The 11915-nt window shown below is 68.9% G+C and carries 11 protein-coding genes, 1 tRNA gene and 1 pseudogene; 6 read left to right on the top strand and 7 right to left on the bottom strand.

The window, feature by feature from the left end:
- Positions 1-224 (bottom strand): annotated as a pseudogene (locus AC1D12_RS11810) (GTP cyclohydrolase I); the annotation flags it as partial.
- Positions 225-357: 133 nt separating this feature from the next.
- Between AC1D12_RS11810 and rsmB the strand changes: the two are divergent.
- The 5 genes from rsmB (at position 358) to AC1D12_RS11785 (ending at position 5533) form a co-directional block, all read left to right on the top strand.
- Positions 358-1713 (top strand): 16S rRNA (cytosine(967)-C(5))-methyltransferase RsmB, encoded by a 1356-nt coding sequence (gene rsmB / locus AC1D12_RS11805; protein ID WP_477826728.1) that lies wholly within the window; start codon positions 358-360, stop codon positions 1711-1713.
- A 9-nt stretch (positions 1714-1722) separates the two neighbouring features.
- Positions 1723-2322, top strand: coding sequence for a DUF4390 domain-containing protein (locus AC1D12_RS11800; RefSeq protein ID WP_465111437.1), 600 nt, complete (start codon positions 1723-1725; stop codon positions 2320-2322).
- 123 nt (positions 2323-2445) lie between these two features.
- Positions 2446-4713 (top strand): sensor histidine kinase, encoded by a 2268-nt coding sequence (locus AC1D12_RS11795; protein WP_047501556.1) that lies wholly within the window; start codon positions 2446-2448, stop codon positions 4711-4713.
- Between the two features lie 6 nt (positions 4714-4719).
- Positions 4720-5418 (top strand): response regulator, encoded by a 699-nt coding sequence (locus AC1D12_RS11790; protein ID WP_047501559.1) that lies wholly within the window; start codon positions 4720-4722, stop codon positions 5416-5418.
- Positions 5419-5457: 39 nt separating this feature from the next.
- Positions 5458-5533 (top strand) — tRNA-Phe (locus tag AC1D12_RS11785).
- A 53-nt stretch (positions 5534-5586) separates the two neighbouring features.
- Here AC1D12_RS11785 and AC1D12_RS11780 read toward each other — a convergent pair.
- From AC1D12_RS11780 to AC1D12_RS11765, 4 genes are all read right to left on the bottom strand, one after another.
- Positions 5587-6957 (bottom strand): HipA domain-containing protein, encoded by a 1371-nt coding sequence (locus AC1D12_RS11780; RefSeq protein ID WP_477840547.1) that lies wholly within the window; start codon positions 6955-6957, stop codon positions 5587-5589.
- Entirely contained in the window at positions 6954-7253 is a 300-nt protein-coding gene (locus AC1D12_RS11775; RefSeq protein ID WP_477828738.1) for a helix-turn-helix domain-containing protein, read from the bottom strand. The genes AC1D12_RS11780 and AC1D12_RS11775 overlap by 4 nt, the downstream gene beginning before the upstream one ends.
- A gap of 135 nt (positions 7254-7388) precedes the next feature.
- Positions 7389-8744, bottom strand: coding sequence for a type II toxin-antitoxin system HipA family toxin (locus AC1D12_RS11770; RefSeq protein ID WP_477840545.1), 1356 nt, complete (start codon positions 8742-8744; stop codon positions 7389-7391).
- Between the two features lie 3 nt (positions 8745-8747).
- Positions 8748-8993 (bottom strand): helix-turn-helix transcriptional regulator, encoded by a 246-nt coding sequence (locus AC1D12_RS11765; RefSeq protein WP_047501568.1) that lies wholly within the window; start codon positions 8991-8993, stop codon positions 8748-8750.
- 228 nt (positions 8994-9221) lie between these two features.
- On the opposite strand from AC1D12_RS11765, the gene AC1D12_RS11760 reads away from it, so the two are divergent.
- Complete coding sequence (locus AC1D12_RS11760) at positions 9222-10523, top strand: DUF805 domain-containing protein (protein ID WP_477827963.1); 1302 nt, start codon at positions 9222-9224, stop codon at positions 10521-10523.
- On the opposite strand, the gene AC1D12_RS11755 is transcribed toward AC1D12_RS11760, so the two are convergent.
- The gene (locus AC1D12_RS11755) at positions 10510-11145 is read right to left on the bottom strand and encodes a DsbA family oxidoreductase (RefSeq protein WP_047501572.1); all 636 of its coding nucleotides are present in this window, start codon (positions 11143-11145) and stop codon (positions 10510-10512) included. The genes AC1D12_RS11760 and AC1D12_RS11755 overlap by 14 nt on opposite strands.
- Before the next feature lie 64 nt (positions 11146-11209).
- On the bottom strand, positions 11210-11915 hold a 706-nt coding region (locus tag AC1D12_RS11750; RefSeq protein ID WP_477840543.1), incomplete at its 5' end, for a VOC family protein.

The raw sequence follows: 11915 nt of genomic DNA, 5'->3' as shown, positions 1-11915 counted from the left end.
CTGTCGGTGTCGATCACCAGCGCCTTCAGCACCTCCTGCATCTTCGCCTCGACCTCGTCGCGCAGCTCGTCGATCTCGCCTTCGCGGATGTGGGCCGCGATGTTGTCGTTGGCGTGGTAGCGGCAATCGGCGCCGACCAGCCGGTAGCGGATACGCTCGGACGCGGGCAGGGCGGCGAGTTCGGCTTCGCTTCGGGCGTCGTTGCGAGGGGGCGCTTTCGGCATGTCGGTCTTTCTGGTGGGCGCGGGGCGTGGCGGTCGGTGCTGACCGCAGGTCGGCGATTGTGACGGGATCCCCGGAACCGCGCCAAACCGGGCCCTGCCGCGCCCGCAGATCCGCGCCCGTAGACTCTCGCCCGTGACTTCCCTGCCCCTGTCCCAGCTTCTCGTCCATGTCGCCACCGCCGTGCAGGCCGTGCGCGACGGCCGCTCCCTCAACGATGCGCTCGCCCGCTGCCCCGCGGAGGCCCGGCCCGGCACGCAGGCGCTGGCGTTCGAGGTGATGCGCAAGCTCGGCGCCGCCGAGGTGCTGCGCCGCCAGCTCGTGCCCAAGGCGCCGCCGCCGTTCGTCGACGCGCTGCTGCTCAGCGTGCTGGCGCTGATGTGGCCGGGCGCCGGCTCGGACGAACCCGCCCCCTCGGAGCCGGCCGGCGACGGCGCCCGCTACGCACCGCACACGCTGGTGAACCAGGCCGTGGAGGCCGCCAAGCAGCGGGCCCGCGCCAGCGCCTCGTTCGTCAACGCGGTGCTGCGCCGCTTCCTGCGCGAGCAACCAGCCCAGGTGGCGACGGCGCTTGCCGATCCGCTCGCCCGCCACAACCACCCGCGCTGGTGGATCGAGCGGCTGCAGGCCGACTGGCCGGACCACTGGCAGGCGCTGCTCGCGGCCAACAACAGCCGCCCGCCGATGACCTTGCGTGTCAATGCGCGCCGCGGCACGCCCGAGGGCTATGTGCGCCGGCTCGCCGAGGCCGGGCTCGAAGGCCGTGTCGCCGGCCCGCAGGCGGTCGTGCTGGCGCAGCCGGCGGCGGTGCAGCGGCTGCCCGGCTTCGCGGCCGGCGATGTCTCGGTTCAAGATGCGGCGGCGCAGCTCGCCGCCCCGCTGCTGGTCGGGCTGCCCGGCGAGGGCCTGCCGGCCGGCGCGCGCGTGCTCGATGCCTGCGCGGCCCCCGGCGGCAAGACCGCCCACCTGCTCGAGCTGGCCGACCTGGACGTGACCGCGCTCGACAGCGACCCGGGCCGGCTGGCCCGCGTGCGCGACGCGCTGGACCGGATCGGCCGCCAGGCCACGCTGGTGGCCGGCGACGCGCGCGACACTGCCGCCTGGTCGCAGGGCCGGCCGTTCGACGCGATCCTGCTCGATGCCCCTTGCAGCGCCTCGGGCATCGTGCGCCGCCACCCGGACGTGCGCTGGCTGCGCCGGCCGACCGACATCCCGGCGCTGGCGACGCTGCAGGGCGAGCTGCTGGACGCCCTGTGGCCGCTGCTGAAGCCGGGCGGCCGGCTGCTGTATTGCACCTGCTCGGTGTTCCAGGCCGAGGGGCGGCAGGTGATCGACGCTTTTTTGCAACGCGAAACCGGCGCGTCCGTGGCTTCCGACCGGCCTTCACCCGGCCACCTGCTGCCGCTCGCTGACAATCCAGGCGAAGGCCACGCGCTCCATCCGGGTGCATCGCCCGACGGCTTCTTCTACGCACTGCTGACCAAATCCTAGAACGCATCCGTGCTGCGCTCGCTCCGGTTCCCTCCCAGGCAAGGCGGTTGTGTCCCCGGCGCGAGTGGCTGGGGGCGGCTGCTGCTGTGGGTCGCCATCGCGCTGCTGATGGCGCTGCACGCGCCGCTGCGGGCCGAGCCGATCGAGCTCGAGAGCTTCGAGCTGGTGCGCAACGAAGACGGCCTGCAGCTCGGCTTCTCGGCCCAGTTCGAGCTGCCGCACTCGGTCGAGGACGCGCTGCTGAAGGGCGTGCCGGTGTATTTCGTCGCCGAGGCCGAGGTCTACCGCGACCGCTGGTACTGGCGCGACAAGCTGATCACGTCGTCGACCCGCACCTGGCGCCTGGCCTACCAGCCGCTGACGCGGAAATACCGCGTCACCTTCGGCGGGCTGCACCAGAGCTACGACAATCTGTTCGATGCGCTGGCCTCGTTGCGCCGCGTCGTGAGCTGGCGGCTGGCCGATGCGGCGCAGATCGATGACGAGGGCCACCATTACATCGAGTTCAGCTACCGGCTGGACACCAGCCAGCTGCCGCGGCCGATGCAGATCGGCATCGGCGGCCAGGCCGACTGGACGCTGCGCGTAGAGCGGTTCAAACGCTTTTGATGACCCACCCCCGAGGCGCTGCGCGCCTCCCCCTCAAGGGGGCGCCGCCAGTGGCCCGGCAAAGCCGGTTCCACGGCGTCCGCTGGATCAGGGTGGTTTGTGTGTGTGGGTTGGGAGTTTAAGTTGACCAAGGCCTCCCGCTGGGCATGGATCGTCTCGCTGGTCGCCGTCACCGGCGCGGGGCTGGTGCTGGTGTTCCTGCTGTCGATCGCCACCAACAGCCGCGGGCTGTACGAGAAGCACTACGTCTGGCTGTTCTGGGTCAACCTGATCGTCGCCGCGCTGCTGATGCTGGTGATCGGCATCGCGTCGGTACGCCTGCTGTTGCGGGTGCGGCGCGGCAAGTTCGGCAGCCGGCTGCTGCTGCGGCTCGCGGCCATCTTCGCGATGGTGGGTGTGGTGCCGGGGCTGCTGATCTACACGGTGTCGTACCAGTTCGTCTCGCGCAGCATCGAGACCTGGTTCGACGTGAAGGTCGAGGGCGCGCTCGATGCCGGACTGAACCTCGGGCGCGGCACGCTCGAGGCGCAGGTCAACGACCTCGCGAACAAGGCCCGGCTCGCTGCCGAGCGGCTCGCCGACAGCACGCCGACGGTGCAGCCGCTGCAGCTGGAGCGGCTGCGCGAGCAGCTGTCGGCGCAGGAAGTGACGGTGCTCGGACCGAGCGGCCAGGTGCTGCTGACGGTGGGCCCGAGCGCCGCCGGCAACCTGTCGCCCGACCGGCCGACGCAGGCGCAGCTGCGCCAGGCGCGCAACTCGCGGGTGATCAGCCAGCTGGAGGGGCTGGACGAGGACACCGCGGCGAACTCGGGCACCGCGCGCATCAAGGCGCTGGCCTTCATGCCGAGCTCGAACATCTCGCTCGACGCGCAGGACCGCTTCCTGCTCGTCACCCAGCTGCTGCCGAGTTCGGTGGTGACGAATGCGCTGGCGGTGCAGGCGGCCTACCGCGAGTACCAGCAGCGCTCGCTGGCGCGCGACGGCCTGCGGCGCATGTACATCGGCACGCTGACGCTGACGCTGATCCTCGCGGTGTTCGGCGCGCTGCTGCTGGCGGTGACGCTGGGCAACCAGCTCGCGCGGCCGCTGCTGGTGCTGGCCGAGGGCGTGCGCCAGGTGGCGCGCGGCGACCTGACGCGCAAGCAGGTGGTGTCGTCGCGCGACGAGCTGAGCGGCCTGACGCGCTCGTTCGCCGACATGACCGAGCAGCTGTCCGACGCGCGCTCGCTGGTGCAGCGCAGCCTCGCGCAGCTGGAGGCGGCGCGCACCAACCTGCAGACCATCCTCGACAACCTGACGGCCGGCGTGATCGTGTTCGACCGCGACGGCCGCATCGACACCGTCAACCCGGGCGCGACGCGCATCCTGCGGCTGCCCTTGTCGGCCTACCGCGGCCGCACGCTGGAGGAGGTGCCGGGGCTGGCGGACTTCGGCCGGGCGGTGCTGCAGCGCTTCGACCTGCACCGCAGCAGCCCCGAGGCCGGCGAGCGCGACCACTGGCAGGATGCGTTCGACCTGCAGACCGCGCCCGATCGCGACAAGGTGACGCTGCTGGTGCGCGGCGCGGCGATGCCGCACGACGGCCGCCTGATGGTGTTCGACGACATCAGCGACGTGGTCTCGGCCCAGCGCGCCGAGGCCTGGAGCGAGGTGGCGCGGCGCCTGGCGCACGAGATCAAGAACCCGCTGACGCCGATCCAGCTGTCGGCCGAGCGGCTGCAGCACAAGCTGGAGTCGAAGCTCGAAGGCCTCGACCAGGCGATGCTGGTGCGCTCGGTGGGCACCATCGTCAGCCAGGTACAGGCGATGAAGACGCTGGTCAACGAGTTCCGCGACTACGCGCGCTTGCCGGCGGCGCGGCCGCATCCGCTCGACCTGAACGCGCTGGTGGCCGAGGTGCTGACGCTGTACGCGACGGCGCAGGAATCGGGGCAGCTGCGAACCGTCCTCGCGGCCGACCTGCCGGCGATCATCGGTGACACGACGCAGCTGCGGCAGGTCATCCACAACCTGGTGCAGAACGCGATCGATGCGGTGGCCGAGCGGCCCGACGGGCAGGTGCGCGTGGTCACCGAACTCGCGCGCACCGAGCAGGGCGAGGTGCGGGCCGTGCGGCTGCAGGTGATCGACAATGGGCCGGGATTCGCCGACAAGGTGCTGAAGCGGGCGTTCGAACCGTACGTCACCACGAAGAGCAAGGGGACCGGCCTGGGCCTGGCCGTCGTCAAGAAAATCGCCGATGAACACGGGGCGCGCATCCGGCTGGCCAACCTGACCGAGGCTTCCGAGCAGGGAGAAGTCGTGATCGGTGCCCAAGTTTCGCTATCATTTTCAAAATTCGCACCGGTTGGCACTGCTGAAGCGGCCGCCACCGACAGCCGGGTGCACTGAGGGTTCATGGCCACCATTCTTGTTGTAGATGACGAACTGGGCATTCGCGCCCTGCTGTCGGAGATCCTGACCGACGAAGGCCACCAGGTCGAACTGGCCGAGAACGCGGCGCAGGCCCGCGCGTGCCGCGAGCGGGTGCGGCCGGACCTCGTGTTGCTCGACATCTGGATGCCCGATGTCGACGGCATCACGTTGCTGAAGGAGTGGGGTGCGACCACGCTGCTGACGATGCCGGTGATCATGATGTCGGGCCACGGCACCATCGACACGGCGGTCGAGGCGACGAAGGTCGGCGCGGTGGCCTTCCTCGAGAAGCCGATCACGCTGCAGAAGCTGCTGCGCGCGGTGGAGCAGGCGCTGGTCAAGCCGAACAGCCGCGCGGCCCCGCCGCCACCGCCGCCTCCACCTCCCTTGCCGCTGCCGCGCATCGAGTACGGCATGCCCATCGAAGCCCTGCCGGTGAGCCAGGCGATGCCGCTGCCGCCGATCGGCCCGCAATCGGAGCAGAGCTTCGAGCTCGACCGGCCGCTGCGCGAGGCGCGCGATGCCTTCGAGAAGAGCTACTTCGAGTTCCACCTGGCCAAGGAGAACGGCAGCATGACGCGCGTGGCCGAGAAGACCGGCCTGGAGCGCACGCACCTGTACCGCAAGCTCAAGCAGCTGGGTGTCGACCTGACGCGCAACAAGCGCAGCGGCGGGATCTGATCGAAGCCTGCCGGCAAACTGCTATACTCATCGGCTCACGGCCAAGTAGCTCAGTTGGTAGAGCAGCGGATTGAAAATCCGCGTGTCGGTGGTTCGATTCCGCCCTTGGCCACCAGATTCGAAAGCCCGGTCCTTCACGGCCGGGCTTTTTTGTTTCTCTTTTGCTTCTCACAGGTCGTCGTCCCGCATCTTCACCGCGGCGCTCGCCAGCGTCGCCAGTCGAGAGGCTTGCGCGACGACGAAGTCGCGAAGCTGTCCCGCAAAGCCCCGCTCTTCTTCCAGGTAGTCGGCTGCATTCGCCTGTGACGGCGCCTGCTCGATCGCCAGCTTTGCCAGCCGCAAGGCCTCCCGCTTCAGCAGACGACGGTCAATGCCGCAGCGCTGCGCGAAATCGGCCAGCTGAAACGCCCCGACCTCGTCGAGCGAGAACGCATCGCCATACGCCATCGCGAACTCGTGGTCGAGGCCGGGGTACTGCAGCACGCTGACCAGGTCATACCAGGGCGCAGGCTCCAGGCCCTGCGGGCGAACGAAGAACGAGAAGTTCTTGCCATGTGCGTCGCTGTTGCCGATGAGGAACTGGAACAGCGCCCACCTGAGCAGGACCAGCCGCGCAGAGGCCTTGTTGACCGTCTGCTCCACGAGCTCGAACAGCCCGCCGAAGCTGACGCCCTCGCGGATGTTGCGAACGTGTTCGCCGCTTCCGAAATTGCGCTCGTACTTGTAGGTCACCGGCAGGTCATGTGCCTGGCATGCGTCGATGACGTGCAGTCGCTGGACGACGGTCTCCCCGTTCGCCTTCGACACGTTGCGATCGAAGCGATCGACGACCAGCACCGGTCTCGGCGTCCGGTAGATGCTGACCGCAGCGGCGGGAAGGCCCATGCGCCTGGCGAGCGACATGCAGAAGTGCTCGTTGACCACGAGATGGGGCGTCAGCTTGCGGTCCGGCTCGGGCTTGAGGATGTGCGTCGATGCGAGCGGGGGCTCGACGAGGAACATGCGACCGCCCTCGTCGAGCGGACGGTCGAGCCAGACCATCAGCTTGTCCTGCACGCCCGCGATGGACATGCGAACCTTGCCATCCCATACCGCCAGCGGAATCGCTTCGCGCTCGCTCAACCGCTGGTTCAGCTCGTCACGGGTCACTTCGCGCGGTGGCGTGGCGGCGAGAGACGGAGGAGGGGCCTCCCCCGAGCGCCAGAACCTGAACGCCCCCGTCGTCTCGGCGCCGAGCGCGTTGATCAGCGCGAACACGTTGGACCTGGAGACGCGGCTGGTCGTCGCGATGATGTCGAGTGCGCGGCCTTCGGGCAGCAGGTTCTCCACGAAGCGTTTCACCGCACCGACGGCGTAGCCGGCTGCGGGACGCACGAGCGGCAATGCGGGCGACAGCGGGAACGCCTGCTGGGTGCTGACCCAGAGGGGGCTGTAGTCGAGGGACCACCGGTCATCCAGCGGCTCGTGGCTCAGCGTGGCGACCTGTTGGCCGTCTGCCCAGAGGGTGAGCGAATGCGATGACGCGGTCGGCGGCGTCATGGCTGTTCCGGACGCGCAGTGACGGGTCGCGCCACCGACTGCATCCAGGGGTGGTCCTTCGGGCCGACCACGAGTGCCAGGCCCAACCCGTCCAACACCGTCAGGAGCTTGTCGAGGCGGACCGAACCTTTGCCGTTCTCCAGCCGGGAAAGCAGGTCGACCGAGACGCCAGTCAGTGAAGCCGCATCGTCTATCCGGAGTGACTGTTCGCGCCGACGGGCTCGCACCACAGGGCCGAGATCGGCGGCATTCGCAATGGGGAGTGGGGCAAGCGAGGTGTCTGGATTTGCAGGCATTTCGGAACTCCAGGGATGCAGGTGATTCCTTGGTGCGCAGGACATTTATTTCTGAATTTCCGAAACTATGCCAATCTTCCGCTCGGCGAGCAAGAAATTCCGTGAATTCCGAAATTCCTTCGCGAGGGGCTGGGCTCAGCTACGCGCGGCAAGCCGGGTCGCCGCATCCTGCAACCCCCCGAGGATGGTTTCAGCCAACTGCGCCGGAAAGCCCACGGGCAGCGCCGCACTGACGATCTCCACGACCCGCGGCGTCTGCTCGACCAGCGCATCGATGACGAACCCGGCCTGCCGTCCATCCTCCGTCACGACGCCATGGCGCGCACCGAGCGCCTCCCAATGCCGTCGCTGGATGTCCTGCATCTTCCAGTGCGCATTCTTCGAACGCACCGCCATCGCCATCCCGGCCTTGAAGGGCGAGATCCTTGATGGTCCTGCGCCCAGCACCGGGTACGCCGACAGCACGTCATAGAGCGGCGTCAGCTGGTAGCGCCCGCCGGCCCGCAGGAAGAGGCTGAAGTTCTTCGCGTGGCCGTCCGTCGCGCACAGCATCCAGAACAGCACCTGCGCCTGGAAGAAGGTCCGGCGGTCCTGCTCGCGCGCCATCGAACCGGCGAGCACGTCCAGGATGCGGTCCATGCCCGGGCCGCCCTCGGCTTCGTACCTGGCACCGGGCGGCACGCCGCTGGCCTGGCACATGTCCTCCTGCGGCAGGCGGATCAGCCGCCGCTCGCCGGCCGGGCCGCTCCACCACGCGCGGTCGAAGCGCTCGACCACGAGCGCCTTCATGTCCTCGAACTGCAGTGGCATGCAGGCCGCCACCGGCAGCCCGTACGCTTGCAGGATCCGCGAGCACAGCCACTCGTTCTCGACCGAGTCGCGCATGTCGAGCTTCATGCCGCCGATCAGCCCCAGCGGCAGCTTGAAGATGTGCGTGGTGGGCGTGCCGCCCCGCGGCAGGCACCACTGTCCGTCGTGATGGAGCAGCGCCGTCTTCTCCTGCGCCCCCGCGATGGAGATGCGGAAGTCGTCGTCGTTGGCGACCAGCCCCAGCGTGTGCGGCGTCGTGGTGCCGCGCAGCACCTCGGCCACCTGGGCCTCGGTCAACGGCTGTGCCTGCACGGCCGAGGCGCCGGCCGGGGCCCGGCCCGTGGACAGGATCTCCAGGGCACCCACGCAGTCGCGACCGATCTCGGACAGCAGGTCGAACACCTCGGTCGTGCCGGTCGCGTAGCGGCGCGCCATCCGTTCGCGGATGTCCTGGCTGTCCGGCAGCAGGTTGTCGAACCAGGCCCGAACCTTGGGCCCGCGATGCGGCCCGTTGCCGGGTGTGAACGGCAGCGACAGCGACAGTGGCCGCCCTTGCGCCGACGCCGTCCACCCGAGGTCGTACTGCAGCGTGTCCGGCGCGTTCGGCGCCTGGCTCCAGGTGCCGACGAAGACCCCGTTCATCCAGAGCCCGAGCGAGCGGGTGTGCGATCGGCGTCCCATGCGTCACCAGGACGGCGGCGTGGGGCTGGCGGCGGGCTTGCTCAGCACGAGCTCGACACCGAGGATGCCCAGCAGTTTCAGCAGCCGGGCGGCGCCCACTTTCTCGGCGTTGCGCTCCAGGGCCGAGTAGGTCTGCTGGGTGACGCCAAGACGCAGGGCGGCTTCACTCTGCGTCAGGCCGGCCTCCTTGCGGAAGGCCTGCAGCAGGGTCGGCAGTTGATCCGCGGTGCGAACAGTGAAGTCAGGCATGCAAGCTCCGAGCGTACTTCAGGTTCACAAATTGTAGCCTGTTGAATATATTTACTGCATATAAGCTGTAAGTGAAAAGAACAGCACAAGGGCTGTTTCAGTCCATCCGAAAAATCACACGCATCCCCCCAATATTGAGGATGAATGGCCTCTTGCAGGGGCTCTCCGGCACTGGGCGCCCCTATGCTCACGCCCAAACAGCGCAGGGCTGGGGCCCGGAGGGATTCGATGGAAGGCAGTGCACAGGTGCGCCTGGTGTTCGCGGGCGAGCTGCTGAGCGGGTTCAGCCTCGACGAGGTCAAGCGCAGCTTCGCGCAGGCCTACCGCGTCGAGGGCGAGCGGCTGGAAGAGGTGTTCGCCGGCGGCCGCACGGTGATCAAGCGCGCCATCGCGCTTGCCGATGCCGATCGCTACGTGCAGAAGTTTCGCCAGATGGGCATGCAGGTGCTGGTCGAGACGGCGGATGGCAAGCCGGTGCCCACCTCGTCACCGGCGACGCCACCGATCCCTGCCGTGAAGGCCCCCACCGCCGCACCCGTCGCCGCGCCGCCGCCGACGCCGCTCGCCGCCACCATCCCGCCGCTCGCACCGCTCGAAGAGCAGGTGATCTGCCCCAACTGCGGCGAGCGCCAGCCCAAGCGCGCGTTCTGCCGCAACTGCTCCACCGACATCGCGCGTGCGATCGCCAACAAGCAGGAAGAGATCGACCGGGCCCGCGCCGAGCGCCTGGCGGCCCGCAACGGCGGCCGCTATGCGCCGCCGAAGTCGGGTGGTGCCATGGGGTACGAAGCCACCGAGGATTTGCCTCCGGTCCTGAGCCTGAGCTTCGAAGGCCGCATCGGCCGCATCGCCTACTTCAACACCGGCATGCTGAGCGTGCTCGGTGTCGCGTTGATTGCCATCGCCGCGGCGATCATCCTGCCGATCTTCCGCTCGGTGGGCTTCGCGCTGCTGCTCATACCGGTCTTCGCCGCGTTCGTCATCTGGTCGGTGCGCGCCAGCGCGCTGCGGCTGCACGACATGAACCGCAGCGGCTGGTGGTCGCTGCTGCTGTCGGTGCCCGTCTTCGGCGGCTTGCTCAGCCTGGCGATGATCTTCTGGCCGGGCACCGAGGGCGACAACGACTACGGTCCACAGCCGCGCCGCGGCAACGCCGTGGCCGCGGTGATCACGGGTGTGCTGCTGGTGCTGATCCTGCTCGGCTCGTTCTCGTCGTACCGGTCGTATGTCAAGCGCGCCCGCGAGGCCGAGGCTCCGGCGACGGAGCAGTTCGACCCGCGCGCCGCCCAGGCCGCCGACGTGATCGTCGGCCCGGACGCGCTGAAGGCCTTCACCGACGAGTACCTGGCCCAGGCGAACCACAAGGCCTTCGCGTCGTCCGACAGCGGCGCCTTCGGCTGGCGCTCCGGCCAGAGCTCACCGCGCGAGGCAGCGCGCCAGGCCATGTCGGCCTGCGAGGCCAACCGCAAGCCCTACACCGGGCCGTGCACGCTGGTGAACGTCAACGGCCAGTGGCTCAAGCAGCACTGAGCAGTTCGCGCAACGCCCGCTCGAACACCTCGGGCGGCTGGCCGCCCTGGATCAGGTGGCGGTCGTTGATGATCACCGACGGCACGGCCTGGATGCCGTGCTGGCGGTAGAACTCCTCCTGCGCGCGCACCTCGTCGGCGAACTCGTTCGTCGCGAGCACCTCGCGGGCGCGCGCCACGTCGAGCCCGACCTCGCCGGCCACCTTCACCAGCAGCTCGCGTGAGCTCGGGTCCTGCCCATCGGTGAAGTAGGCCTTGAACAGCGCATGCTTCAGCGCGAGCTGCCGGCCCTCGAGCCCGGCCCAGTGCAGCAGCCGGTGCGCATCGAAGGTGTTGTAGATGCGCCCGCGCAGGTCCATGCGGAACGTGAAGCCGAGCGCCGCGCCGCGCGCGCGGATCGCCTCGCCGCTCTGCGCGCGCTGCTCGGCGCTCGCGCCGTACTTCTGCATCAGGTGCTCGCCGATGTCCTGGCCCTGCGGCCCCATGTCGGGGTTCAGTTCGAAGGGCTGGAAATGCAGGTCCACCTTCACGGTGTCGCCGAGCCGGGCAATGCCCTCTTCGAGCGACTTGAGCCCGATGGCGCACCACGGGCAGGAAACGTCGGAGACGAAATCGATCTTCATGCCCCGATTGGATCAGGCACACGATCCCCTGGCGTGCCGGCGGGGCATTCCAGGGGCTGCGAGATCAGCCGAACATCTTCTGCAGGCGCTCGTTCATCTGCTGCGGCGTCAGGTCTTCCTTGTGCGTCGAGATGAACCACTGGTGGCCGAACGGGTCGATCAGGTGCCCGCTGCGGTCGCCCCAGAACTGGTCGGCCACCGGCATCGTGATTCGTGCGCCCGAGGCCACTGCCTGGTTGACGATCGCATCGGTGTCGGGCACGTACAGCAGCGCCGAGGTCGACGAGCCACCGAGCGTCAGCGGGCTCAGCGCCTGGTGCTCCGGCCGCTCCTCGGTCAGCATGAACTGCGCGCTGCCGACCTTCAGCTCGGCGTGCATGATCTTGGCGTCCGGCGCGTCCATCTGCATCACCACCTGCGCGCCGAACACCTTCTGGTACCAGGCGATCGCGTCCTTCGCGTTCTTGATCACCAGGTAGGGCGTGCTGCCGGTGGCGGGCGGCACCGGGTTGACGGCTGTGGTGGGTTTCACCTGCTGCGACTCGATCTGCGCACGCAGCCGGTCTTCCTGCTCGCGCAGCTCGGGCGTGAACTCGGCGCCGAAGTCTTCGGCCTCGAAGACCTGGCGGATCTCGATCTCCGACGACTCGCCCATCGGGTTCGGGCAGCGCTTGACCCAGGCGATCGCTTCGTCGAGCGAGTTCAGCTTCCAGATCCAGAAGCCGGCGACCAGCCCCTTGTCGCCGGCGAACGGGCCGTCGATGACGCTG

Source organism: Rhizobacter sp. P1_G5, from assembly GCF_056405435.1.
The sequence above is the reverse complement of the archived record's forward strand: the minus strand, read 5'-3'. Positions and strand labels throughout refer to the sequence as shown.